The organism is Pseudomonas sp. 2(2015), from assembly GCF_000955865.1.
Taxonomy (GTDB): domain Bacteria; phylum Pseudomonadota; class Gammaproteobacteria; order Pseudomonadales; family Pseudomonadaceae; genus Aquipseudomonas.
The window spans coordinates 187,953-212,764 of record NZ_JYOF01000004.1 but is presented as its reverse complement, the minus strand read 5'-3'; the positions used below and the strand labels follow the sequence as shown (position 1 = coordinate 212,764).

At 62.1% G+C, this 24,812-nt stretch carries 27 protein-coding genes; 10 read left to right on the top strand and 17 right to left on the bottom strand.

The window, feature by feature from the left end:
• Positions 1-3 precede the first annotated feature (3 nt).
• Together cyoA and UB48_RS09145 are read right to left on the bottom strand one after the other, a co-directional pair.
• On the bottom strand, positions 4-948 hold the full coding sequence (gene cyoA / locus UB48_RS09150) for a ubiquinol oxidase subunit II (protein WP_045196132.1): 945 nt from the start codon (positions 946-948) through the stop codon (positions 4-6).
• A gap of 565 nt (positions 949-1,513) precedes the next feature.
• Entirely contained in the window at positions 1,514-2,020 is a 507-nt protein-coding gene (locus tag UB48_RS09145; protein ID WP_045196130.1) for a disulfide bond formation protein B, read from the bottom strand.
• A 226-nt stretch (positions 2,021-2,246) separates the two neighbouring features.
• Here UB48_RS09145 and UB48_RS09140 point away from each other — a divergent pair, with 226 nt between their 5' ends.
• Entirely contained in the window at positions 2,247-2,510 is a 264-nt protein-coding gene (locus UB48_RS09140; RefSeq protein ID WP_045196128.1) for a YebG family protein, read from the top strand.
• A gap of 7 nt (positions 2,511-2,517) precedes the next feature.
• Here UB48_RS09140 and UB48_RS09135 read toward each other — a convergent pair whose 3' ends face one another.
• Positions 2,518-3,537 carry a Glu/Leu/Phe/Val dehydrogenase dimerization domain-containing protein gene (locus tag UB48_RS09135; protein WP_045196126.1) on the bottom strand — a complete coding sequence of 340 codons (1,020 nt, stop codon included), beginning with the start codon at positions 3,535-3,537 and terminating at the stop codon, positions 2,518-2,520.
• Between the two features lie 125 nt (positions 3,538-3,662).
• On the opposite strand from UB48_RS09135, the gene UB48_RS09130 reads away from it, so the two are divergent.
• Positions 3,663-4,469, top strand: coding sequence for a SirB1 family protein (locus tag UB48_RS09130; protein WP_045196124.1), 807 nt, complete (start codon positions 3,663-3,665; stop codon positions 4,467-4,469).
• A 28-nt stretch (positions 4,470-4,497) separates the two neighbouring features.
• On the opposite strand, the gene maiA is transcribed toward UB48_RS09130, so the two are convergent.
• Genes maiA through hmgA form a run of 3 tightly spaced genes read right to left on the bottom strand, consistent with a single transcriptional unit; the run spans position 4,498 to position 7,734 of the window.
• Positions 4,498-5,124: a maleylacetoacetate isomerase gene (maiA, locus tag UB48_RS09125; protein WP_045196122.1), complete on the bottom strand. Its 627-nt coding sequence runs from the start codon at positions 5,122-5,124 to the stop codon at positions 4,498-4,500.
• A 12-nt stretch (positions 5,125-5,136) separates the two neighbouring features.
• Complete coding sequence (fahA, locus tag UB48_RS09120; RefSeq protein WP_045196120.1) at positions 5,137-6,429, bottom strand: fumarylacetoacetase; 1,293 nt, start codon at positions 6,427-6,429, stop codon at positions 5,137-5,139.
• Between the two features lie 3 nt (positions 6,430-6,432).
• On the bottom strand, positions 6,433-7,734 hold the full coding sequence (hmgA, locus tag UB48_RS09115; protein WP_045196118.1) for a homogentisate 1,2-dioxygenase: 1,302 nt from the start codon (positions 7,732-7,734) through the stop codon (positions 6,433-6,435).
• A gap of 173 nt (positions 7,735-7,907) precedes the next feature.
• Between hmgA and UB48_RS09110 the strand changes: the two genes are divergently transcribed.
• Positions 7,908-8,687 carry an IclR family transcriptional regulator gene (locus UB48_RS09110; RefSeq protein ID WP_045196116.1) on the top strand — a complete coding sequence of 260 codons (780 nt, stop codon included), beginning with the start codon at positions 7,908-7,910 and terminating at the stop codon, positions 8,685-8,687.
• Positions 8,688-8,697: 10 nt separating this feature from the next.
• Here UB48_RS09110 and UB48_RS09105 read toward each other — a convergent pair whose 3' ends face one another.
• The 6 genes from UB48_RS09105 to UB48_RS09080 all read right to left on the bottom strand — a co-directional run bounded on the left by UB48_RS09105 (position 8,698) and on the right by UB48_RS09080 (position 15,879).
• Entirely contained in the window at positions 8,698-11,754 is a 3,057-nt protein-coding gene (locus UB48_RS09105; protein ID WP_045196114.1) for a hypothetical protein, read from the bottom strand.
• A 503-nt stretch (positions 11,755-12,257) separates the two neighbouring features.
• Positions 12,258-12,611 (bottom strand): hypothetical protein, encoded by a 354-nt coding sequence (locus UB48_RS09100; RefSeq protein ID WP_045196112.1) that lies wholly within the window; start codon positions 12,609-12,611, stop codon positions 12,258-12,260.
• A 75-nt stretch (positions 12,612-12,686) separates the two neighbouring features.
• Positions 12,687-13,601 carry an SDR family oxidoreductase gene (locus UB48_RS09095; RefSeq protein WP_045196585.1) on the bottom strand — a complete coding sequence of 305 codons (915 nt, stop codon included), beginning with the start codon at positions 13,599-13,601 and terminating at the stop codon, positions 12,687-12,689.
• Positions 13,602-13,724: 123 nt separating this feature from the next.
• Positions 13,725-14,630, bottom strand: a complete 906-nt coding sequence (locus tag UB48_RS09090; protein ID WP_045196110.1) for an alpha/beta fold hydrolase — start codon at positions 14,628-14,630, stop codon at positions 13,725-13,727.
• Positions 14,631-14,816: 186 nt separating this feature from the next.
• Complete coding sequence (locus tag UB48_RS09085; protein ID WP_045196108.1) at positions 14,817-15,503, bottom strand: LrgB family protein; 687 nt, start codon at positions 15,501-15,503, stop codon at positions 14,817-14,819.
• Complete coding sequence (locus tag UB48_RS09080) at positions 15,493-15,879, bottom strand: CidA/LrgA family protein (protein WP_045196106.1); 387 nt, start codon at positions 15,877-15,879, stop codon at positions 15,493-15,495. Before UB48_RS09080 ends, UB48_RS09085 begins: the two co-directional genes overlap by 11 nt.
• A 96-nt stretch (positions 15,880-15,975) precedes the next feature.
• Here UB48_RS09080 and UB48_RS09075 point away from each other — a divergent pair, with 96 nt between their 5' ends.
• Positions 15,976-16,860, top strand: a complete 885-nt coding sequence (locus UB48_RS09075) for a LysR family transcriptional regulator (protein ID WP_045196105.1) — start codon at positions 15,976-15,978, stop codon at positions 16,858-16,860.
• 3 nt (positions 16,861-16,863) lie between these two features.
• Here UB48_RS09075 and UB48_RS09070 read toward each other — a convergent pair whose 3' ends face one another.
• Positions 16,864-17,319: a flavodoxin gene (locus tag UB48_RS09070; protein WP_045196103.1), complete on the bottom strand. Its 456-nt coding sequence runs from the start codon at positions 17,317-17,319 to the stop codon at positions 16,864-16,866.
• A 142-nt stretch (positions 17,320-17,461) separates the two neighbouring features.
• Here UB48_RS09070 and UB48_RS09065 point away from each other — a divergent pair, with 142 nt between their 5' ends.
• Entirely contained in the window at positions 17,462-17,923 is a 462-nt protein-coding gene (locus UB48_RS09065; RefSeq protein WP_045196101.1) for a PAS domain-containing protein, read from the top strand.
• Positions 17,924-17,991: 68 nt separating this feature from the next.
• Positions 17,992-18,609, top strand: a complete 618-nt coding sequence (locus UB48_RS09060; RefSeq protein ID WP_045196100.1) for a hypothetical protein — start codon at positions 17,992-17,994, stop codon at positions 18,607-18,609.
• Here the strand turns inward: UB48_RS09060 and UB48_RS09055 are convergent.
• Positions 18,594-19,544, bottom strand: coding sequence for a MerR family transcriptional regulator (locus tag UB48_RS09055; protein ID WP_045196098.1), 951 nt, complete (start codon positions 19,542-19,544; stop codon positions 18,594-18,596). The genes UB48_RS09060 and UB48_RS09055 overlap by 16 nt on opposite strands.
• Before the next feature lie 238 nt (positions 19,545-19,782).
• On the opposite strand from UB48_RS09055, the gene UB48_RS09050 reads away from it, so the two are divergent.
• The 4 genes from UB48_RS09050 to UB48_RS09035 are packed head-to-tail and all read left to right on the top strand — an operon-like array spanning position 19,783 to position 21,761.
• Positions 19,783-20,352: an antibiotic biosynthesis monooxygenase gene (locus tag UB48_RS09050; protein ID WP_045196096.1), complete on the top strand. Its 570-nt coding sequence runs from the start codon at positions 19,783-19,785 to the stop codon at positions 20,350-20,352.
• A 55-nt stretch (positions 20,353-20,407) separates the two neighbouring features.
• Positions 20,408-21,106, top strand: a complete 699-nt coding sequence (folM, locus tag UB48_RS09045; protein ID WP_045196094.1) for a dihydromonapterin reductase — start codon at positions 20,408-20,410, stop codon at positions 21,104-21,106.
• A 24-nt stretch (positions 21,107-21,130) separates the two neighbouring features.
• Positions 21,131-21,427, top strand: coding sequence for a DUF1244 domain-containing protein (locus UB48_RS09040; RefSeq protein WP_045196092.1), 297 nt, complete (start codon positions 21,131-21,133; stop codon positions 21,425-21,427).
• Positions 21,420-21,761 carry a HopJ type III effector protein gene (locus tag UB48_RS09035; RefSeq protein ID WP_045196090.1) on the top strand — a complete coding sequence of 114 codons (342 nt, stop codon included), beginning with the start codon at positions 21,420-21,422 and terminating at the stop codon, positions 21,759-21,761. Before UB48_RS09040 ends, UB48_RS09035 begins: the two co-directional genes overlap by 8 nt.
• On the opposite strand, the gene UB48_RS09030 is transcribed toward UB48_RS09035, so the two are convergent.
• From UB48_RS09030 to fabV, 3 genes are all read right to left on the bottom strand, one after another.
• The gene (locus tag UB48_RS09030) at positions 21,745-22,689 is read right to left on the bottom strand and encodes an alpha/beta fold hydrolase (protein WP_045196088.1); all 945 of its coding nucleotides are present in this window, start codon (positions 22,687-22,689) and stop codon (positions 21,745-21,747) included. The genes UB48_RS09035 and UB48_RS09030 overlap by 17 nt on opposite strands.
• A 9-nt stretch (positions 22,690-22,698) precedes the next feature.
• Complete coding sequence (locus UB48_RS09025; RefSeq protein WP_045196087.1) at positions 22,699-23,385, bottom strand: GNAT family N-acetyltransferase; 687 nt, start codon at positions 23,383-23,385, stop codon at positions 22,699-22,701.
• 181 nt (positions 23,386-23,566) lie between these two features.
• Positions 23,567-24,781 (bottom strand): enoyl-ACP reductase FabV, encoded by a 1,215-nt coding sequence (fabV, locus tag UB48_RS09020; protein WP_045196085.1) that lies wholly within the window; start codon positions 24,779-24,781, stop codon positions 23,567-23,569.
• Positions 24,782-24,812: the final 31 nt, after the last annotated feature.

Here is a 24,812-nt window from a genome sequence, read left to right as displayed (position 1 = left end):
CTCTTACTCCTCTGCCCCAGCAGCTGAATGCATACTCACGTCCATCCCTTCGGTACCGGCCGCTTCTTTGCTCTGCTCTTGTTCGTGGACCGGCCGGCCGCGGTTCATGCCTTCGTACTTGTCGACGATGGACTGGAACTGCTCAGGCGAGGCCACGCTGTACAGCGCGACTGGATTGTTTTCGCTCGTTTTGGCCAATGCTGCGTATTCAGCGGCATCCAGCTTTTTAGGCGATTGCTTGACTTCGTTCACCCATGCTTCGAAATCAGCCTGGGAAGTGGCGGTTGCCTTGAACTTCATACCGGTGAAACCAGCACCGCTGTAGTTGGCGGAGATACCGTCGAACTCACCGTTCTCGTTGGCGATCAGGTGCAGTTTGGTGGTCATGCCAGCCATTGCGTAGATCTGCCCGCCCAGGCCCGGGATGAAGAAGGAGTTCATCACCGAATCCGAGGTCACGCGGAAGTTGACCGGAGTGTTGGCCGGGAAGACGATCTTGTTGACCGTGGCAATGCCTTGTTCCGGGTAGATGAACAGCCATTTCCAGTCCAGGGCGACCACGTCGATCTGCACCGGCTTCACGTCGGAAACCAGCGGACGATACGGGTCCAGCTCATGGGTGGTCTTGTAGGTCACGTAACCCAGGGCAATGATGATCAGGACCGGGATGGTCCAGACCGCCACTTCGATCTTGGTCGAGTGCGACCAGTCCGGGGTGTAGGTGGCTGCCTTGTTGGAAGCGCGGTACTTCCAGGCAAACGCCAGGGTCATGAAAATGACAGGAATCACCACCAGCAACATCAAGCCGGTAGCGATCAGGATAAGGTTCTTTTGCTCAATGCCGACCTGGCCCTTCGGGTCGAGCAGGGTCCAGTTGCACCCACTGAGTAAAAGCATGCCTAAAAAGGGCAGAATGCCAAACAGTCTGGGGTAACGCTTTTTACTCATCTCACGACCTCTAGAGCAGCTTGCTTCAATGCAATTTGTGTTTTGGTCGCCAACACTTCGTCCTGCCAAGCGTCAGCATTTATGGGATCGAATACGGTCATACCTTGAGGCCAGCTGCGGCGGCTCGGCATAAACCGGGTATTGCGGTGTTTATTATTTTGACTTCAGTAGGCAACAGGCCTGTATTCAGACCAATTCCATTTGGTGCGGGAAATCACGGAGGGGGGTCAGCCCGGCATCGCCGCAGGCGATGCTCGTCAGAGTCAGCGAAAAGAGCCCTGGAGCTCCTTTAATCCTGCGACTCGCAAGCGGTGCCGAACGGAAATTGGGGGCGATTGTAGATAGGTAACCTATCGTTGACTATGACTTATTGAGCAACAGTCCTTTACCAATTGTGTAACAATCGCGCCCGAAAAATCAGTTTCGCGACAGTTTGTCGCACCCCTTTCAATACCCCTGGAACGCCCGTTCTACAAGGGTTAGAACTTGATCAGGATCAAGTTTGGTGCGACAAACTTTGCAAATCTGATTGCACAACAGGCTTGCGTCAATACATGACTTTTGTCTAAGCCTGACGGCGGTTGCGGTAGATGCCCAGGGGTACCAGTACGGCGGTCAGTATAAAGGCTACCAGTGCCCATTGCGCCAGGGACAGGCCCATGACCGGCGGGTACGGCGTGGAACAGAAGCCATCGACCTGGAACACCAGCGGCAGCACCGAGGCCAGCGGCAGGCCGTCGACGATCGGTTGCAAGGTGTCGATGCCGCAGCTGACCGCCGGATTGGCGAGGATGTACACGTGGTTACCGGCAGCGGCGATGCCACCAATGGCGCTGAGCACCACCAGGCCTTCGAGCAGGGTCAGGCTGCGCTTGCCGGGCATGGCTGCGCCAATGAAGGCAAACACGGCGATCAGCAGCAACGCATAGCGCTGCAGGATGCACAGCGGGCATGGCGCCTCGCCGAGCACGATCTGCATGTACAGCGCACCGCCGATCAGCGCCAGGCAGATCACCCCCAGCAGTACCAGAAAGCGCCGTTCCCGATTCAGGCGCGATGTTTGCTCGTTCATTGCTGTTCCTTCGTAGACTGGATGGCTCGACTGCCGATGCGCAATTCTACACGCTGAAGCAGACCATAGAGAGCGGCAAAAGTGCCGTCCCAGGCCCTGGTGAAGAATGGGCAACAGCAGAATACTGATTTGCCACTATCTTAGTCCTGTGGATTACCCTATCATTAACACTGTACAAATAAACAGTATCGAATACATCGATTACCAAAGGCATGTGAGGTGATGAATGGCCGTCGAAGTGGTATACCGCAGCAGCCGCGACCTGGAGCGCTTGTTCATGGATAAAGCCGAAGCAGACCGTCACGACAAGATGCTGGAGCTGGCCGAGCTGCTGGCCGAGGTCCTGAAAAAAGCCGTGCCGTCGCTGAGCGAACAGCAGGTCGAGGATGCCGGTATCTATATGGCGAAAAACCGTGACGTGTTCGCCAAGGCCTTCAAGAGCCAGCCCGACGCCCTGTCCGAGCTGCTCGCCGAGGGCGCCGCCGAGTAGGCGCCGTTCAGTTGTAGATCATCTGCTCGGCGAGCATCTGCGCCACTCGCGCCGGCGAGCGTTTTTCTGCCTGGGCGTGGGCGAACACTTCGGTCAGGCGCGAGGGAATGCGCGCCAGGTGCGCGGTAATGGTGCCCAGGTCCTCGCCACGGTGCTTGAGCGCCACATAGATCAACCCGCCGGCATTGATCACGTAATCGGGCGCATACAAAATGCCGCGGCTTTCCAGCTGGTCGGCCACCTGCAGGGTGGTCAGCTGATTGTTCGCCGCCCCCGCCACCGCCGCACAGCGCAACTGCATCACGCTCTGGCCGGTGAGTATCGGCCCTACCCCGCACGGGGCAAAAATGTCGCAGGGCGTGCTGATCAACATTTCATTGGCCACCGGCCGGGCATTGAACTGCTCGATCGCCAGTTGCACCCGGCCCGGGTCATGGTCACTGACCAATAGCTCGGCGCCCGCGGCATGCAGCTGCTCGGCCAGGGCGTAGCCGACATTGCCCAAGCCCTGCACGGCGATGCGCAAACCTTCGAGGTTGTCACTGCCCAGGCGCGCCATCGAGGTGGCGCGAATGCCGGCGAACACGCCCATGGCCGCATGGGGTGACGGATCACCGGCAGCGGTGGTGCTGGTGACGTGTTGGGTGGTCTGGGCGATGCAGTCCATGTCCAGGGTCGAGGTGCCGCTGTCCACGGCCGTGATGAAGCGCCCCTGCAGGGTTTCGACGAAGCGCCCGAACGCCTCGAACAAGGCCGCGCGGTTTTCCACATGGGGGTTGCGAATGATCACCGCCTTGCCGCCACCCAACGGCAACCCGGCCAGGGCGGCCTTGTAGCTCATGCCCTGGGCCAGGCGAATGGCGTCGACCATGGCGCTGTCGTCGTCCGGGTAAGCCAGGTAGCGACAGCCTCCCATGGCCGGGCCCAGGTGTTCGCTATGAATGGCGACCACTGCTTTGAGGCCGGTCGGCGGGTCGATGCACAGGTGCAGCGACTGCGTGCGAGTGCTTTGCATGAGAGCGAACATCGGCAGGCTCCTCGATGAGGTGCTGATCCCAGTATAGGTCGCGCTTTACACCCCGATGACAACACTCGGACCACTGGACGAAAGGCCGCGCCAGCGCTACAACAGAAGCTTGAGCGGAGGTTGTGATGAACCCACGTAGTGCCTGCCTGGCTTGCCTTGAACGTGACCCGGTCGCCTTGCTGGAGGCGGCGCTGTGGATCGCTGCCGAGCACGATGACAGCGTGGTGCCTGCGCGCGTCATGGCCGAGGTTCAGGCCCTGCAGCAGGAAGTCAGCACCGGGCTGCCGATGCTGCCGCTCAGCGAACTGGCCCAGCCGTTGTTACGCCGCCTCAACGCCCTGGGCTTCCAGCAGGACGAATACCACCCGCTGCGGCCCCAGGCGGCGCTGCTCGACAAAGTCATGCAACGCCGCCGCGGCCAGCCCCTGGCCTTGGCCCTGCTGAGCCTGGAACTGGCCCGCGGCCTGTCGATCCCTCTTGAGGGGGTGAACTTCCCCGGGCACTTTCTCTTGCGCGTGCCCGGTGCCGACCATCTGCTCGACCCCTGTGGCGGCCGACGCCTGTACCCGGCCGATTGCCGCGAGCTGCTGGGCCGCCAGTTCGGCCCGCAACTGGCCTTGAGCGCCGACCACCTGCTGACCGCCAGCCCGCTGCAGATGCTCCAGCGCCTGTCACGCAACCTGCGCCAGCTGCACGCCAGCCACGACGATCATCTCGAAGCCCTGAAGGACGCTGAACGGGTGTTGCAGCTAGGCCCTGGCACTGCCGCCGACTACATGGCCCGCGCCACCCTGTATCAGCACCTGGAGTGCCCCCAGGCCGAACGCTTCGACCTGGAGCACGCCTTGCTGCTCAGCGACGATCCAATCCAGCGCTTGCGCCTGACGGAACGCCTGAGCCATCTGCCGCCGGCGTCGCAATCGGTGCACTGACATTCTGCTCCGGGCTGAGCAGCATGATTTATGGTGCGTCGGGCTGCCTCGACGGATGAGCCTGGGCAAACGCCGAATGTGCCTCGGCCAGGGCCGCGACCCGGCGAATGCGCGGGAAGCCACTGAGGTCGGTATTGAAGCGCTCGGCGGCGTACAACTGCGGAACAAGGTAGACATCGGCCAGCCCCGGCTCGTCGCCAAAGCAGAAGCCCTGGTCACCGATCAACTGCTCGACCGCGGCAAGGCCCTGGCTGATCCAGTGGCCGATCCACTGGTTGACCTGGGCGTCGTCATGACCCAGGCCGCGCAGTTGATTGAGCACGCTGACGTTGTGCAACGGGTGGATGTCGCAGCCGATCAGCGCCGCCACGCCACGCACCTGGGCCCGGCGCAGCGGGTCCTGGGGCAACAGCGCGGGTTGTGGATAAACTTCTTCCAGGTACTCGATGATCGCCGGCGACTGCACCAGCAGCTCACCGGAGTCGATCTTCAGCGCCGGCACTCGCCCTTGCGGGTTGAGGGCCAGGAACTGTGCTTCGCGCTGTTCGCCCTTGAGCAGGTTGACCGGCACCTGCTGGACCTCCAGCTGCTTGAGCGCCAGGGCAATGCGCACCCGGTAGGATGAGGTCGAGCGGTAGTAACCAAAAAGTTCCATGGCCCTGCCCTCTCAGTGCGCCGGCAGGATCTTGCCGCGGCACTCGCCGAAGCCGATCGAGGCCACGCCGTCGCGCTTGCAACGGGCACGCAGGATGATTTCGTCGCCGTCCTCAAGGAACTTGCGCACCTCGCCCGAGGCCAGTTCGACCGGTTCCTTGCCGCCCTGGGTGATTTCCAGCAGGCTGCCGAACTGGCCAGGCTGGGCACCGGACAGGGTGCCGGAGCCGAACAGGTCGCCCGGCTGCAACTGGCAACCGTTGACGCTGTGGTGAGCAACCATCTGCGCCACGGTCCAGTACATGCTCAAGGTGTTGCTCAGGGTCAGGCGATGGGCTGGCAGGTTCTGCTCGCGCATGCGCTCGGTCAGCAGCAGCACCTCCAGCTCGATATCAAAAGCGCCATTGGCCTGGTCGCGTTTGTCCAGCAGGTACGACAGCGGCTGCGGATCACCTTCCGGGCGCGCCGGCTGGGCGCAGCGGAACGGCTCCAGGGCTTCGGCAGTGACTACCCACGGCGAAACGGTGGAGATGAAGCTCTTGGACAGGAACGGCCCCAGCGGCTGGTATTCCCAGGCCTGGATGTCACGCGCCGACCAGTCGTTGAGCAGGCAGAAACCGGCGATGTGCTCGGCGGCTTCGGCCACCGGAATCGAATCGCCCATGTCGTTGCCCTGGCCGATCCAGATACCCAGTTCCAGCTCGTAGTCCAGCCGCGCGCACGGGCCGAAGCTTGGTTCGCTCTGGCCAGCGGGCAGGGTCTGGCCTTTTGGCCGGCGCACGTCGGTGCCCGAGGGGCGAATGGTCGAGGCGCGGCCGTGGTAACCGATCGGCACATATTTATAGTTGGGCAGCAGCGGGTTGTCGGGGCGGAACAGCTTGCCAACGTTCTTGGCGTGCTCGATGCCGACATAGAAGTCGGTGTAATCGCCGATGCGCGCCGGCAGGTGCAGCTGGCACTCGCTGGCCGCATACAGCAGCGGCTTGAGCGCGGCCTGGTGCTCGCTGTGCTCGCCGAGCAGTTGCAGCAGGCGCTCGCGCAGGGCCACCCGGGCGCCACGACCAAGGGCGAAGAAAGCGTTCAGCGCACCACCACGGGTGGCCTCGACTGCGGCGCGGGCCTGGCCGTCGAACAGGCCGGCGGCCAGCGCTGCTTCGAGGTCGAGGATGGCATCACCGATGGCCACGCCACAGCGCGGCGCCTGGTCCTTGCGGCTGAAGATGCCCAGCGGCAGGTTCTGCAGCGGGAAGTCGCCGTGGCCGTTGGCGTGTTCTACCCAACTGCGGGCAAGGGCGGACTGATTCATGGGTTATCTCCGATTCGGGGTAAAGGTGCTCGGCAACGAGGCCCAGCAACTATCGTAGTCGGCCTGCAATTGCGGGCATTCGAGCGCATGACGGCTCGGGCGCAGCACCTGGCTGGTCTCGAACATGAAGGCCATGGTGTTGTCGATCTTGTTCGGTGCCAGCTCTACAGCGATAGCCTTGCTGCAGGTCTCGGCATCCGGGCCGTGGGCGCTCATGCAGCTGTGCAGCGAGGCACCGCCGGGCAGGAAGCCTTCGGCCTTGGCGTCGTACTCGCCCTTGATCAGGCCCATGAACTCGTTCATCAGGTTGCGATGGAACCACGGTGGACGGAAGGTGTTCTCGGCCACCATCCAGCGCGGCGGGAAGATCACGAAGTCGAGGTTGGCCATGCCCGGTACGCTGGTCGGCGAGGTCAGCACGGTGAAGATCGAAGGGTCCGGGTGGTCGAAGCTAACCGTGCCGATGGTGTTGAAGCGGCGCAGGTCATATTTGTACGGCACGTTGTTGCCGTGCCAGGCGACTACGTCCAGGGGCGAATGATTGAGCTGGCAGCCCCACAGTTCGCCGAGGAACTTCTGCACCAGCTGCACCGGGGCGTCGGTTTCTTCGTAATGGGCCACCGGCGCGAGGAAATCGCGCGGGTTGGCCAGGCCATTGCTGCCAATCGGCCCCAGGTCCGGGATGCGCAGCGGCGCACCGTGGTTCTCGGCCAGATAACCACGGGCCTTGCCGTCGAGCAGTTCGACGCGAAACTTCAGGCCACGGGGCAACACGGCGATCTCCAGCGGCTCGACTTCCAGCACGCCCAGCTCGGTGACGATGCGCAGGCGACCTTGCTCGGGCACCAGCAGCAGTTCGCCATCAGCGTTGAAGAACACCCGCTCCATGGAGCGATTGGCGCAGTAGGTATAGATGCTGATGCCGGCGGGTTTCTCGCCTGCCGAGTTGGCCGCCATGGCCACCCAGCCGTCGATGAAGTCGGTGGCCTCGCTCGGCATCGGTTGCGGGCTCCAGCGCAGGCGGTTGGGCGTCACCGGGCCCAGCGGGCCACCGGCCAGTTGACGCTGCAGGCGCTCGAAGCGCGGGTGCAGGGCCGAAGGGCGAATGCGGTACAGCCAGGTGCGGCGCTGTTCGTTGCGGGCCATGGTGAAGGCAGTGCCGGAAAACAGTTCGGCATACAGGCCATACGGGGCTTTTTGCGGCGAGTTCTGTCCGACCGGCAGCGCGCCAGGCAAGGCTTCGCTGGCGAATTCGTTGCCGAAACCGCTCTGGTAGCCAAGGACGGGGGTGTTATCGAGGTTCATCGAGCCTCCGGGCCCAGTGCAGGCCGGTCAATGGCAGTTGGCTGCGGGCCTTGAAGGAATGGCAGCGCTTCTGCGTTATTTTTATCGTAATTACATTACGCATAACGTAATTTGATTGGTGAAGACCGTCAAGCTATAAAGACGCCCATCTAACTCCCCGGATCGACTTCTCCATGGCCAAAGCCAGCTCCCCCGCCGACAGCTCCGGCAAACAGAAGGTCCGCTCGGCCGAGGTCGGCACCGACATCCTCAAGGCCCTGGCCCAGTTATCGCCGTCCACCTCGCTGTCGCGCCTGGCCGAGCACGTCGACATGCCGGCGAGCAAGGTCCACCGCTACCTGCAGGCTTTGATTGCCAGTGGCTTTGCCGAACAGAATCCGGCCACCAACCATTACGGCCTCGGCCGCGAAGCCCTGCGCGTGGGCCTGGCGGCACTGGGCGGGATGGACGTATTGAAAGAGGCGGCGCTGCCGCTGTCGCAACTGCGCGACGAGCTCAACGAAAGCTGCTTCATCGCCGTGTGGGGCAACCAGGGCGCCACTGTGGTCAACATCGAGCCGGCGGTGCGCGCGGTTACCGTGGTCACCCAGATCGGTTCGGTGCTGCCCTTGCTGACGTCCTCCACTGGCCTGGTGTTCGGCGCTTACCTGCCAGAACGTGAAACCATCGAGCTGCGCGAGCAAGAGCTGGCCGCATCAGGTCACAGTGCCGACGAATACCAGGCATTGTTTGCGACCATCCGCCAACGCGGCCTGCATCATGTGCATGGCCTGCTGATGCCCGGAGTCGATGCGCTTTCTGCTCCTGTGTTCAACGCCGTGGGCAAGATTGCCGCAGTGCTGACCGTGGTCGGCCCGACCTCGATTTTCCACGCGGATGAACAGGGCCCCGCTGCGCAACAACTGCTGGCCACCGCCAGGACCATCAGTTGGCGCATGGGGTATGAGGCCTGAGCCCATCTCGTCAGGCAGGAACCGTTCGCTCCAGGTGTTTGAGGAACAAGGTGAGTTCATCGTCCAACGCCTCACCGACGCTGGAGACTGTTTCCGAACCCGCCTTGCCAAAGTCGGCGACCAGCTTTTTCAGCAGCTCGGTGGTCGGCGAGCCGGGGCCCTTGGACAGCTTCGATAACGTTCTGGCGAAGCGCCCTGCTACGCCGGAAATCGACACGACCCCCACAGCCGTGACAACAAACCACTTCAAAGCTGAAGCCCGATCGCCATCCTCGTAGGCCAGCGCCCCTTGCACGAACGAGCGCAGGGTCAGCACCACGTTCAGCGCCAGGGTGGCTGGCGGAAAGGGAATCGAAAGAATCGCCGCAACGCCGATGGCGACCTCGAAGAGGATGCCCCAGATTCGTTTGGCCACACTGGTGGTGTCGGCGTCCACATCGGCAATGATCCGCTCGACCATCACGTCGAATTCATGGGCAAGATCGGTCACGCGCTTATAGTCGCTGATCGCCTCGAGGACCATTGCCTGACCATCAGCTGCTCGTTCAACACTGTCGATCAGGCTGCCGATGGCCGGCTGATCATCGATGCTCACGCGCAGGTAGAAATAGTCCTGCAGCGCTTCCCATTGAAGCGCCAACGCTTGCGGCGTACGGAAGATCAGGTCATCCGGCGCATCGGGGGTGTAGACAAGATCTTCGACAACACTTTGCGATACGTTCCTGAACAGGTACACACCCTCGACCCTTCGGCCCCTCAGGGCCAGCTGGAACAGACCGTTCTTGCCAGAGGTCCGCTCACCGCCAACGACCGCAGGCTCCAGATCAACCAGCTTGTCGACAGCAATGCCCAGCCACCCGCTCTGCTCGGACGTCAGGCGCCCCGCCATGCTTTCACTCAGCCAGGCGCGGCGGATCTGCAAACGCAGCAGCTCGCGGTGAAGCAGGCGACGGCGCTTGTACTGTGGCTCAACGGGGTCGAGCAGGCGCCGGCGAATCATCTGGATGTAGCGCTCACCCAGCCTGGCAGATCGAATGTAGCCATCGACAGAGAGACGATCGAGTCGCGACAGGTCCTGGCCGATGGTGGAGGTGATTCTGGCAAAGTCGGCGAAGTTGAAACTGCTGTCGTAACCTTCAATGACCGTGCGGGTGAGCGTCTTTATGTCACCGTCCTCAAGCTCCACCAGTACGGTATCAGGGTCTATATCAGACGCAGGTAGAAGCTTCTTGATCCAGTCCTGCACCTGGCGATGGGCGTATTTGGCAAAGGGCTCGATAGTGTTGAGCTGTTGGTAGGCGTCCTGGATCGCACCCAGTTGAGCATCAACATGGCTCAGTTGCTGGCGTTGAACTCGGGATGCATCGATGAACCACTGAGGCGTGGCCAATTGCTGTTGGTCAAGTAACGCCGAGACCTTCCTGAAAGCAACGTGCGACAACACCCTCGGCCAGCTCGCATCGGGCCAGCGCTCCAGTGCCACTGTTTGTCGGGACCAGGTGCCCGGCAATTTTTGCGTCTGCTTGAGTAACCGACTGAAGCTCATCCTGGCGTTGACCGGCACTTGGCCAAGCAGATAGGTTTGCCCCTGGTCGGTCAGGGCCCACCGGGCAATTTCCAGGCTGAGCTGCCCCACATTGCTGAACACCCGCAGATCCGCCTCCGGCGCGCCAGGGGCATAGAGCAGGAAACGATGAGTGTCCTGCGAGCCAAAACTCAGGTAGAGCATATCCTTGAACGCCAACTGCAAGGGCTCAAGGATCACCGCACCCGCGTCGATCCCAAGCGCAGCCAGGGCGCCGGTATGGTTGCGAGCAGCTTCCAGAGCGTCGCAAGCCTCCCGGTCGAACCCTTGGTAGCGCGCGGCCAGGGCGCTCAAGGCCAACCGTGCATTGACCACGTCGCTCATCAGTTGAGGGCCGTAGCCTTCAAGGTAGGAAGACTGCAGCGCTTGCGGATAACTCCGGCGCACCTCAAGTTCATCAATCATTCGTTGAATGACATCCGGTGTCAGCCGCGCCGCCAACGTGTCATCGATGACATGGGCCTGAAACTCACTGCCGGAGTAACCACCGCACAACACCCACTGCACCAGCGGCATCTCGCGCTCACCGAGTATCGTTTCGCCCTCGACGTCCAGTGCATGCCTGACTCGAACGCGCAGTTGCCCGGCATCTGTCTCGACACCCAAGGCCTGCAACAAGTAAGCGGCGATCTGCGCAGCGGCGTAGTCCTCAACGCTGGCCCTACCTTGCAGGTGTTCATCGACCCGTTGCTGGCACAAAGCAACAGCGCCTTCGCGCAACTCGAAGGCGGTACGTTGTTCACCCTCAAGAACACGTAACCATTCAGGCAATTGTGCGTGGCGGTGCTGCCTGAGCCTGGTTGCGAGACGTTGTTGCAGCAGATCGTGGGCAGGAACCCCGCGCAGGGCTTGGCGGACATCGTCTACCTGTTGTCGAAACGGACTCTCGCTCAGCGATACCAGGCTCAATAGCGGCGTGTGGCCTTGCGCAAGTAGTTGTTTTATTCCGTGCGGCAACGGCTGCACCAAGGGATCCTTGGCAGCCGGTGCGCACAGGCGCAGCGTCATTCTGTCGATGAATCGCCGCGCATCCCCCTGCGCTTGCAACCCCTCCTGCAGGCTGTAAAACCAGAGTTTGCTGGTGGATGACGGGTCGAACGACTCGCTGATGACAAACGCCAACGGCAACATCGCCGTCTGTCCCTGAATATCGAGGGTCAGCATGCGAACGTGCTCATCGGGATCGAAAATCTGCTCCTCCAGCGCTGCCATTTCCGGCTGCTGCCAGGGATGGCGCAAAGCAAAGTAACGCAGATCGAAAAAAAACAATTTCGTCAGGTGCACAAACAGGCTCAGCGGCTTTGTACCCGGCTTGCGTGCCCTCTCCCAGAAACTGATCAGCGCCGCATCCTGCAGCGTTGCCACCGACTCAAGCTGGCGCTGGATTTCAAAAGTGCTACTGGTCATTTCCAGCAGCAGTGTCTCCAGAGTACTGTCGTCGTAGCTCAACGCGGGTGTGTCAAGCGAACGGGTCGATTCCATATGCTGATGTCCGTTGGTGGTTGATAGTCATAAAGCGACTAATTGACTTGCCCACCTTCAGGGAAATTTCAGCGAAACCCGTCCCGGTTGCTATCTCTGGAAAGTGCCCAGGCTCCCGTTTTTTCAAACCCAATGAATCGCCCTACAGCTAACTAAAGCAACAGCCCATTTCCATATAAGAATAAAAGGACAGTGTGCACAGTTGCTTACACTCGCTTACTGACTTTCGTGAAACAGCGGGTTACTGTCTTGGGGGCTGACTGTTACCTAAGTTGTAACAGTGAATGTCAGAAATACCTATTTTTCCGATTCTGACAGGCGCCTATTCTGGTTACACCAAGACGGTGCAGACGCCAAATCAAAGCGTCAGCCCATTCCATCAACCGGCGTGCACACCCCGCCTGATGGCGTCTTCTCCAGGTTCACCGACGTTGATTTTGAAGCTCCTTGATCTGCGTCTTACTTGGCCGCTGCACTGCAGCGGCCTTTTTTATGCCTGCAACTCAGTCGTCGTCGGCGTCATCAAAGTGGAATCGGTGCAACAATCGGTGAGCGATGGGCGCCAGGATCAGGCCGATGCTGGCGACGAACACCAGGCCGACATACAGGCCGTAACCTGCAAAAAACAGCTTGCCGCCAATAGACTCGGGAAGGATCACCGGCCCTACCCCGCCCAGCAGCAAGGTGGCGTTGAACACGGCATCGTGCCAGGGCACTTGCGGCTCGAAGTACAGATGGCCAACCACGCCAAACAGGATCGAGCCGATCAGCAACAGGCAGGCTGCGATCCCGTGCCACATCAGGCGATAGCCGAACTGTCGGGTAGAGATGACAGCGTCCGTTCTGGATTCGTACATCCTCTGTGCTCCTGCAACCAAGGTGGCCGTCCAGCATAGGCAACTTCAGCCGGCGACCACAACCTTGGGCCAGGTTCAGCCCTGTGGATACTTCTGCAGGTTGGCCATCATCTGTTGCAGGGCTTCGAGGCTGTCCTTGGGATGTACGGCGTTGTCAAAGCTGCCGATCTGCTGCCAGTTGGCGGCGATGTCTTCAGGCGAAAAGCCCTCGCGCGGGTCGAAGCCAACACCCAGGCTACGCTCCCAGCGCACCTTGCCAACCCAGCCGCCGCCAACTTCATACAAGCCGCCGCTGTCCTGGCAGGCGTCACTGCCCAGGTACACCACCAGCGGGCTGACCAGCTCCGGCTTGAGTTGTTCGAACACCTGTGGCGGAATCAGCCCTTCGGTCATGCGCGTGCCCCCCGTGGGGGCGATGGCGTTGACCAGGACGCCGTGCTTGCGCCCTTCGATGGCCAGGGTGCGGGTCAGGCCATACAGGCCGAGCTTGGCCGCGCCATAGTTGGCCTGGCCGAAGTTGCCATAGATGCCCGAGGTCGAGGCGGTGAAGATCACCCGCCCCCAGTTCTGCTCGCGCAAGTGCGGCCAGGCGGCGCGGGTGACTTTGTAGGCCCCTTCGAGGTGTACCTGGTAGACCTGCTCCCAGTCGCTGTCGTCCATCTTGTGGAAGGTCTTGTCGCGCAGGATGCCGGCATTGTTTATCACGATATCGACGCGGCCGAAGCTATCCAGGGCCTGCTCGACAATGCGCTGGCCGTCGGTGACCGAATCATGGTTGGCCACGGCCGTACCGCCCGCTTCGCGAATCTGCGCCACTACCCGATCGGCAGCCGAAGCGCTGGCGCCTTCGCCGTGGGTCGAACCGCCCAGGTCGTTGACCACCACTCGCGCGCCATGGCGGGCAAACAGCAGGGCATGGGCGCGACCCAGGCCACCGCCAGCGCCGGTGACAATCACCACTTTATCGTCCAAGCGAATCGTCATGCTCAGTTCTCCAGCAGAACAAGGGAGGGATGCCCGAGTGTCGACCAGCCGCGGCTGGCACACAATCAAGCGGGCAGGCGCTGAATGGCAGGCGATAAGGCCAGGCGATGATTGCGCACGCCGGGTCGCTCAGGACCAGGCGACTTTCTGCGGCACTCTCACCAAGGGTTGTTCACGAAACGCCAGGTAATGGCGCAGCACCTGTACCGGTGCTTCGGTATGGGGGTAATGACCGATGCCCTGGAGCATCACCGTATCGGCATTGGGCACCAGCTCCTGGTAACGCTCGAGCATATGCGCCCCGGACACCGGATCGACCGCGCCGTTGATCAGCCGCAGCGGCACCCCTTCGGCCTGCATCGCGCCAACCCAGCGCTCGCGGTGGGCGACCCGCTCGGGCAGGTAGGCAATGAGCTTGTGCAGGATGCGCGTGCCACGGTTGGAAGCAATCAGGCTCCAGTAATCGTCCAGCGCACTCTCGCTGGGATGGGTGCAGGGGCCGTAGATCTGGGTAACGTGGCGCACCAGGTCATCGCGCCCGAACGAGCGCCCGACCAGCCAGCCCAGGCGGCTGAGCAGCAGTTTCTGGATCATCAGCGGCCGATGACGCTCGGGGAACAGACCGCCATTGAGGAACACGCAACTGGCGATCTGCACCCGGCCCTCATGGTGGCGGGCGAGCAACTCCTGAGCGACGCTGCCGCCATAGTCATGGCCGAGCACATGCACCGGCTGCTCGACCTGCAGGTGCGCCAGCAGCGCCTGTTGCAGGTCGGCCTGTTCCAGCAGGCTGTAGTCATGATGCAGCGGTTTGGCCGAATCGCCAAAGCCGAGCATGTCACAGGCAATCACCCGGAAACGCTGGGCCAACGGCGCCCACAGGTAGTGCCAGTCCCAACTGGCGGTGGGAAAGCCATGAATGAGCAGTAGCGGTTCGCCCTGCCCTGCGCTCCAGTAACGAATGGTCTGGCCACGGAACGAGAAATTCAGGCCCCGGGTCCGCCAGACGCACAATGGAATCTCGGCCAAAGGCATCACAGTGGTCCCGGTAAGTTACAGGTAGTCGTGTTGGGCAAGGCATCGGCTGCGATCATTGCAATCACCTCGGCACATACGTGTGCTCTATTGATCGTCAGTCTAGTCAGGCAGGCCCTGGCCGAGAGTTGCGTTGGCAGCCAGCTTATTGACCTTGGGAGTCAGGGCGCAAAATAGCGAGGTGAATCACAGCAGCAAGGTCAGCAACGGCGCGGCAAACAGATTGAGCAGGCCGGTGAGAACCATCACCAGGCCGGCCACCGAACCCTCTTCACCGCCCACTTCATGTGCGCGGCTGACGCCCGCTCCATGGGCGCCGACGCCGAACAGCGCGCCACGGGCCAACGGCGTGCGCAGCGGCAGGTACTTGAGCAGCACGCCACCAAACATCGCCCCGAGCACTCCGGTGAACATCACGAACACCGCGGTCAGCTCCGGCACGCCGCCCAGGTCCTTGGCCAGCGGCATGGCAAAGGGCGTGGTGATCGAGCGCGGCACCAGCGACAGGCTCACCGAGCTGTCCAGTGCCAACAGCTGCGCCAGGCCCCAGGAACTGCCAATCGAGGCCGCACTGCCGATCAGCATGCCGAGGGTCAGGGCCGGCCAGTGGCGGGCGAGCAAGGCGCGCTGTTGCCAGATCGGTACGGCAAAGGCCACCGTGACCGGGCCCAGCACCGACATCAGCCAGTGAGTGTTGCGCGCGTACTCGGCATAGGCGGTGTGCAGCGGCACGGCGATCGCCAGCAGCACGGCCGGCACCAGGATCAACGGTGACAGCAGGTAACGCCCGGTGCGCCGGTACAACCAGCGGCTGCCAAGATAGGCCAGCAGGGTCAGGGCCAGCCAGAACAGCGGCATCGGCTCAAGCGTCATGGCGCAACCTCCAGCGGCAGATCCACTCCACCGTCACCGCCGTCACCACCATCACCAGCAGGGTACTCACGCCGATCACCAGCAAAATCCGCCAGCCCTCATCGCGCAGCAGGCTGCCGTAATCGAGCAGGCTCATCAGCGCCGGAATAAAGAACAGCAGCATCTCGGCCATCAACAACCCGGCACCGAGCTGCAACATGGCCGGCTTGAGCACACCCAAAGCAAACAGCAGCAGCAACAGCGCAAGGCCCATGACCCCGCCGGGAATCGGCCAGGCCAACCAGGCGGCCAGCAGGCCACCGACCTTATAAAGAGCAAGCAACACCGCAAGCTCGGCGAGCAGGCGGGCCAATCGGTTTAACGCAGGGGGTTTCATCGCGGGGGTCCTCTCAGGCTTGTATTTTAAAAGCCTGCTCCCCACGCCAAAAGCGAATTGTTAGACTGCCAGCTATTCCAGATTGGAATTCAGGCTATGGAATTCAAACAGCTACGCAGTTTTCTTGAAGTGGTGCACCGTGGCGGCTTTACCCAGGCCGGGCAAACCCTGCACATCAGCCAGTCGGCGGTGAGCAAGCAGGTTGCGCAACTGGAGCAGGACCTGGGCGTGCCGCTGCTGGAGCGCCAGGGCTCGCAGTTGCACCTGACCGCTGCCGGCAAGATCGTGCTTGAACGCGGCGAGGCCATGCTGCGCCTGCGCCAGGAACTGCTCAGCGAGCTCGATGACCTGAGCCAGCTGGCCCGCGGCGAACTGCGCCTGGGCTTGCCACTGCTGGGCAGTGATGCGCTGTTCGCACGGTTGTTCGCCGAATACCGGCGGCGCTACCCGAACATCAGCATTCAACTGTTCGAAGGCGGCAGTCGCAGCGTCGAGCAGGCCGTACTGAGCGGTGAACTGGAACTGGGCGGCAGCCTCACCCCCAGCGACCCGGCCTTTGCCTTCCAGCCATTTTGCAACGAGCCCCTCGATGCCCTGCTGCCCACCGAGCACCCTTTAGCCGCTGCCGGCCAGGTCAGCCTGGCGCAACTGGCCGACACGCCGTTCCTGCTTTATCAGCGCAGCTTCGTGCTCAATGACCGATTGCTCGGCGCTTGCCAGCAGTTGGGCTTCACCCCCAGGGAGGGTGGCCGTAGCGGCCAGGCCGACTTTCTCGCCGCGCTGGTGGCGGCCGGCCAGGGGGTGGTGCTGTTGCCCAGTGTGGTGGCCCGCGGCCTGGAACGATCGGGGGTAGTGCGCCTGGCCCTGAGCGCGCCGACCGACCTGCGCTGGGACATCGCCTTCATCTGGCGCCAGGGCGCCTACCTGTCGCGCGCCGCCCAGGCCTGGCTGCAGCTGCTGCGCGAGCAGCCACAGTCGTAATGATCAGCCGCGCAGCTTGTTGGCCAGCTCGGCAAGCCACGGCTCGGCGTCGGTTTCCGGGGTAACGGTTTCGCTGGCATCCAGGCGCAGCATCGGCTGAACCTCTACCAGGCCCATCTCGGCGAACAGCTCGCGCAGTTGCTCGCCGCCACCGCAGAAGGTATCGCCATAGCTGGAATCGCCCAGGCCGATCACCGCGCCCTTGAGGCCGCGCCACTCGGCCGGCAGCGCATCGCGAATGGTACTGAACAGCGGCATGAGGTTGTCCGGCAGCTCGCCCATGCCGGTGGTCGAGGTCACGGCCAAAAATGCCTGCGGGGCAAAGCCCTGGATGTCCTGCAGGGTAGCCCGGTGGGCGTGCCAGGCCTCGAAACCCGCTTGTTTGAGCAACTTCTCGGCATGCCGAGCGACTTCTTCGGCGGTGCCATAGACCGAACCGGAAAGGATCACGACTTTCATAGAGGTTTCCGAAACTGAGTAAAAACGTAGGATACTAGCATCAGGCACTGGCAAAAGGCCTTAATCTGCCGCTGTACAGCGACGGCCAATCCACTAGAATCAGCCAGCATGCCCGATCTACAGCCCTTGCGGACCTAACAAGATGATCAATGCCACACTGCTGCAGCGCATGATTGACGCCTCTAACGACGGGATCGTGGTGGCCGAACAGGAAGGCGACGACGACACCATCCTGATCTACGTCAACCCGGCCTTCGAGCGCCTGACCGGCTATGACGCCAACGACATCCTCTATCGCGACTGCCGCTTCCTGCAGAACGACGATCGCGACCAGGGCGCCCGGGTATTAATCCGCCAGGCGATCAAGGATGGCCTGCCAAGCCGGGAAATCTTGCGCAACTACCGCAAGGACGGCAGCGCGTTCTGGAATGAACTGTCGATTACCCCGGTGCTCAATGAGGCTGACAAGCGCAAGTATTTCATCGGCATCCAGAAGGATGTCAGCCGCCAGGTCGAAGCCGAACAGCGGGTAGTCGAGCTTGAGCGCCAACTGGCCGACGCCCGCGCGCGCATCGCGGCGCTGGAAGCCGACCAACGGTCTTAACAAACACGCCGTTTGGTTGTCCATGACGGTGAAGAAACGCATTCACGATTGTAACTTCGAGTTCGACCATGCAAGCAGATGCCCTTCTGACCCAGGATGAGCTGGACTTCATCCGCTCCATGCAACACGCGGCCCAGCCCATCCCGGCTGAACCGGCGTCGCGCCTGATGGTCAATGGCGGCAGCGCAATCAAAAACCTGCTGACCCGACTGATCGCCGACGAGCAGGTAACCCTGCAGGCCCAGTTCAACAACCAGCAGATGACCTTTCCGCTGCAGTTGGTTGAAGACGAGTTCCATGCCCTGCACCTGCAACTGGGTGCACCGAACATCTATGAAGAAGGCGCCGTGGTTCGCCCCTGGCGCCTGCCCCTGGAGCAACCGGTGGCACTGGAAGACGAGCTGGGCCTGAGTACCGGCTTGTGGGTGCGGGAAATCTCGTTCAAGGGTGTGCTGCTGGAAGTGCGCGAGCTGCCCGAACCACCAAAACACTTCGACCTCTGGTTCAGCCCCGACGGCGATGCCCCGATTGCCTTGCACGGCACCCTGCAGCGGCGCACCGGCGAACGCCTGGCCGCCTATAACCTGGGCCAGAGCTTGCCGGCTGAAATCGAGCGGCTACGCGAATACATTCTCCAGGCACACCGGCGCGCCCATCCGGAGCTGCACCCTCAAGAATCCAGGTGACCGGCCAGGTACTGCTGCAGCCGCCGGCGCATCAAGCGTCCTTCGCTGCCCAAACACGCGACTTGCGAGCCGATCAGGCTGTCCTGAGCCAGGTCCGCCGCCTCTCCCGCCAGCAACAACGGACACTCCAGTGCCAGCGCCAGGCGCGCCAGGCGCTTGGGTAAATCACTGGCCGGCGGATGATTGGAAAACAGCACCAGGGCATGCGGGGTCATGCGCTCGCAGACCAGGCCAAGCTCTTCCAGCGGCTGACCGAGGCCGAGCACGCTGATGGCGATTTCGCTGGTGCCGAGCAACAGCGCCGCCACCAGCAACTCAAGTTCCCGGCACTGGCCGGGGATCGCCGCCAGCAGCACGCGCACTTCCTGCTGCTCACGCGCCAGCTGCAAACGTTGCAACGCCCGCCCGCGCAGGAAGCTGTCGAGAAACAGCCATTCACTGGCCTGGCCGAAAGCTTCGTGGGTACTGCGCAGCTCCTGCCAGACCGGCATAAGGATGTCCTGGAACACCACCAGCTGTGGATAACTACTGAACACCTGGCCGTATACCCGCTCCAGGCGGCGCTCGTCGAAAGCCCTCACGGCCTGGCGCAGCTGGGTTTGCCATTGGTTGAAATCGGCCTGGGATTCGTCGCTACGCGGTGACTGGCTTTCGCTCTTCAGATTCTGGCTTTTGGCCAAAATGCGCCCGACCTTGCTGACGGCAACCCCGCGCTCGATCCAGCCGAGGATGCTACGTACCTCGTCGATGTCCGCTTGCGAGTACAAACGGTGCCCACTTTCGGTGCGCGTGGGCTGAATCAGCCCATAACGGCGCTCCCAGGCACGCAGGGTGACCGGATTGATACCGGTCAGGCGGGATACTTCGCGGATCGGGAACAGTTCTTCGTGGTCAAACTCACGGGAATTCAATGAAGGCTGGTCTGGTTCGATCATTGCCGGGAAACCGCGGGTTTATGGGCCAATTGCCATTCTACTCCGCCAATCACCAGCACCACCATTGGCATTTCTAACAGGTGGGCGAGTACCAGCACTGACGAGTCAGCTTATTTAAGGAATAATCCGCGCCCGATTCTTGCATCGATTCTTGCACAGAAGCGAATACCGCCCAGCACCCCGGGCGGCGTTCAAGGGGCAGGCCTACCCGCCACGCCCAGTTGCCAGGAGATATACCATGTCTACCCCACCCGTAACCCTGATGGTTACCCGCCGCGTCGCCGATGGTCGCTACCAGGACCTGATGGCCTGGCTGCACGAAGGCGAACAGCTGGCCACCGACTTTCCCGGCTACCTGGGCTCGGGCGTGCTCGCGCCGCCGCCGCAAGGCGACGAATTCCAGATTATCTTCCGCTTTGCCAACGAGCAGACCATGCATGCCTGGGAGCATTCGGCCTCGCGCAAGGCCTGGCTGGCCCGTGGCAATGGCCTGTTCGCCGAGCCATCGGAACAGCGGGTCAGCGGCCTGGAAGGCTGGTTCGGCAATAACCCGGTGCAGCGCCCGCCGCGCTGGAAGCAGGCGGTGGCGATCTGGCTGGCGTTCTTTCCGGTGTCACTGCTGTTCAACCTGATCTTCGGCCACTGGCTGGGCGCACTGGAGCTGGTGCCGCGCATCCTTCTCAGTACCCTGGGGCTGACGCCGTTGATGGTGTATTTCTTTATTCCATTGTCGACCCGCCTGCTGGCCAACTGGCTGAACGCCAGCCCCGCCCGCCCGGGGCCGCAGGGCGCGCGCAATCCCGCTTAGTTCGGGTATGCTGGGGGTTATCCAAGCGAACCAGTAAAAGTTGACCGCCCCCACCATGAACAGCCCAATTCTTGTCACCGGAGCCAGCCAGCGAGTCGGGCTGGCGCTGGCCCTGAACCTGGCGCAGGCCGGCCATACCGTGGTCAGCGCCAGCCGCAGCAAAAGCCCCGAGGCCGCGCACCCGAACATCATCCAGTTCCAGGCCGACCTGTGTCAGGAAGCCGACCGCCTGGCCCTGATCGAGCACCTGCAAGGCAACTACGACGGCTTGCGGGCGATCGTGCACAACGCCTCGTTGTGGCTCGACGATGACCTGGCCAACCTCAACACCATGTTCAAGCTGCACGTCGAGGCGCCCTACCACCTGAACCTGGCCCTCGGCGCGCAACTGGCCAAAGTCGACAAAGCCGACATCATCCATATCTGCGACGAGACCTCCTCGCGCGGCAGCGGCAGCCATATCGGCTATGCCGCCACCAAGGCCGCGCTGCAGAACATGGTGCTGTCGTTCGCGGCCAAGTACGCGCCGAGCATTCGCGTCAACGCGATCCTCCCAGGCTTGCTGATCCTCAAGGAAAACAGCGACGAGGCCTACCGCCAGCAGACCCTGAAAAAGGCCCTGCTGGAATTCGAGCCCGGCGCCCAGCCGCTGATCGATGCCGTGCGTTTTCTGCTCGACAGCCAGTACAGCACCGGCAGCAACCTGGTCATCAACGGTGGCCGCCACCTGAAAAACCGCATCGCGGTAGACTGAACTACCGCTGTCACGAGAACGTCCATGAACGATCAACAGAAACTTGAACTTGAAGCCGCCGCCTTCCGCCGCCTGGTTGCCCACCTGGACAGCCGCAAGGACGTGCAGAACATCGACCTGATGAACCTCGCCGGCTTCTGCCGCAACTGCCTGTCCAAATGGTACAAGGCCGCCGCCGACGAAAAGCAGATCGAGCTGAGCATGGATGAGGCCCGCGAAGTGGTCTACGGCATGCCTTACGCCGAATGGAAATCCCTTTACCAGCAAGAAGCCAGCGCCGAACAACAAGCGGCGTTCGCCAAAGGAAAACCCAATGACTGACCTGAGTACCCTGCGCGCCAGCCTGAAATCCGGCGAACATGCCTTCGCCGACACCCTGGCCTTCATCGCCGCCAACTACAGCTACCAGCCACAAGCCTTCAACAACGGCGGCGTCGACAACGCAGCCGGGCAAAACGAAGGTTCGTGCAAGACCCTGGGCCTGGCCCTGCTTGAGGGCCTGAGCGATGACGAAGCCCTGCTGGCGTTTGGCGAGCACTACCGCTCGGTGCTGGCCACCCCGCAAGGCAGCGACCACAGCAACATTCGCGCGTTGATCGAGCATGGCCTGGCGGGCGTCAAGTTCGCCGCCCAGCCGCTCAAGCGCCTGGGCTGATCAAGCGCCCTGGCGTGCCTTCGGCCAGTTGCCCGTGCTGCAACCAGTGCAGGGCAATTGGCCACAGCCGGTCCTGGAAGCGGCTGTGGAAAAAGGCGAAATGACCGATCCGGCTTTCATCGATATCCCCCGGGGCGATGCGCAGATGGCTGCGCTCACTGGCCTCGAAGTACGCCAGTAAGCGCTCGATCGCCGCCACCGTGCCAAACGGGTCGTCACTCAGGCTGATGGCCAGGGTTTGCGCCCTGACCCGGGCGAAGGGCAATTCACCCAGCGCCCGGCCACTGGGGCGCTGCTCATACGCCGCCGTGCGCGTACTCCAGTCGCGCACCACCCCGGCCGGGGTGTCTTCCAGCCAGCCCAGGCGCTTGCCGGGAAAGTAGCCGAACACGCGGGTCAGCAACGGCATCAGCACGTGCCATTTGCCGAACAGTTGCCAGCGGCTGTCGGCGGCATAGTCGCGCCAGTAGGCAAACTGCGCGCCCACTGTGACCAGCCGGCGCAATTGCCCCGCCGAAGGCGCCAGCCCCGCCGCGCAACCGCCAAAACTGTGGCCGACCACATCGATGGGCTGGCCGCGGAACTCGCGCTGGGCACGTTGCAGGATGGCTTCGAAATCCAGCACGCCCCAGTCGCTCCAGGACGCCTGGAAATGGCGCATGGACGCCGGACGCGACTCACCGATGCCACGATAGTCATAAGTGATGACATCCAGGCCATGGCCGAACAGGTACTGGGCAAAACGCGCGTAGTAGCTGCAGCGCACCGACGTGGCGGCATTGATGATCACCAGCGGGCGCGTGGCGTCCGGCACCTGCTGGCGCCAACAGAAACCGCCGAGGGCAAAGCCATCGGCGGTGATCTCACGAAAGGCCTCGCCGCGGTTGCTGGCAACGGGCAAAGCCGGGAATGCTTCGAGACTGCTCATCGACCTCTGTCATGCCGAAGCCGCTACCCGCGGTGCAGGGACCTTGCGCAAACCGCTCAGTCGCGAGCCATCGTAGCGGGTTTCACGGAACAGGCGCCAGCGTCCGAATAGGCCATACACGTGCATCACCCGCCCCTGCTCGTGATAGCCCATGCGCAGATGCAGCTTGAGCGCCGGAATGTTGTGGGTTTCGCAGACGTCCACCACCTTGTGGCAGCCCTTTTCCCGCATGGCTTCCCACAAATTGACCTGGGCATCCACCGACAGCCGGGTGCCAAAGAAGGCACGGGTCATCTCGCCGCCGAACTCAAAGAACTCGCCGGGCTTCACCGGGAAGGTGCAGCCGTAGTAATGACGGTCGTGATAGTCGCGCATGCTGGCAAAAATAAACGCCACGGCGTCGCCCTGCTCGTCCAGGTACATGTGCCCGGTGTGACCTTCGGCGGCCAGTTCGCGCATGGTCTGCACGCGGTCGCCAAAATAGCGGGCGAAGGCATCGGCGTTGTCCGTGGTGATTTGCACCAGGCGCACCGCAGGATGCTCACGCAGATTGTGCGGCGGTACCGGGCTGATCAGGTCGCGCTCCATCCACAGCAACTCCCAATGGAAGAAGATGTAGCGCTCACACAGGGTTTTGAGGACCTTTTGCAGACCCTTTTGCCTGATCCGCTCTTTTAGTTTTTGCAGTCCACTCATGGTGCCTCCTGTCGAAACCTTGACGGTTTAAAGGGCATTTGAATGAGTGGTATAGATCAGTGCCGAGGAGGGGGTAGCAAAAGGCCACTGACATACTTGTTTCAAATTGTGTTTCGAGTTTGAAACTGTTGCCGCACCCGAGGAAAAACAGGTGCGACAACAAAGAGTTAGCAACGCCTAATTACAGCTCGACGCAGTCGAACCGTACGTCGGTCGCCACATCGGCGTCATAGTCAACATCCTGACGCTCGAAACCGAACAGGTTGAGGAACTGCTTCTTGTAACCGGCGTAGTCGGTCATTTCGAACAGGTTCTCGGTGGTCACCTGCGGCCACAGGGCCTTGCAGGCATCCTGTACGTCGTCACGCAGTTCCCAGTCGTCCAGGCGCAGGCGGCCTTTCTCGTCCAGCTGCGCCGGGGCACCGTCCGCACGGTACATACGGTCACGGAACATGCGATCCAGTTGATCCTGGGTCCCTTCGTGAACGCCCTTTTCCTGCATGATCTTGAAGACCATCGACAGGTACAGCGGCATTACCGGAATGGCCGAGCTGGCCTGGGTAACCACCGACTTGAGCACCGCCACGTTGGCGCTGCCACCGACCTTTTTGCTCAGGCGCAGGGCAGTTTCGTCCAGGTCCTGCTTGGCCTTGCCCAGGGCACCGTGCCAGTAGATCGGCCAGGTGATCTCGGTGCCGATGTAGCTGAAGGCCACGGTGCGCGCTTGCGGCGCCAGAACACCGGCGGCGTTCAGGGCGTCGATCCACAGCTCCCAGTCCTGGCCGCCCATGACGGTGACGGTATCGGCAATTTCCTGTTCGGTAGCCGGCTCGATGGACGCCTCGATGATGGTGTCCTTGTTGGTGTCGATGGCGGTCGACTTGTACGGCTGGCCGATTGGCTTGAGTGCCGAGCGAACCAGCTCGCCTGCGCGCTCACCGGCCGAGGCAGGCAGTTTGCGCACTGGCGAGGCCAGCGAGTAGATCACCAGGTCGACCTGGCCGCCCATTTCGTTCTTGATCAGCTCGATGACCTTGGCCCGCGCTTCGTCAGAGAAGGCATCGCCATTGATCGACTTGCTGTACAGGCCTTCGGCCTTGGCGAACTTGTCGAAGGCGGCAGCGTTGTACCAGCCCGCGGTGCCGGCCTTGGTTTCAGTGCCCGGTTTTTCGAAGAACACGCCCAGGGTGTCGGCCTTGAAACCGAACGCTGCGGTGATGCGCGCTGCCAGGCCGTAGCCGCTGGATGCACCGATCACCAGTACTTTTTTCGGACCATCCTCGCGCACGCCCAGCTTGCGGGTGGCTTCGATCTGATCACGTACGTTCAGCTCGCAACCGGTCGGGTGCGTAGTGGTGCAGATAAAACCGCGGACTTTGGGATGGATGATGGCCAATGTCTGTACCTCGTCAGTGAATTTGCTGAGG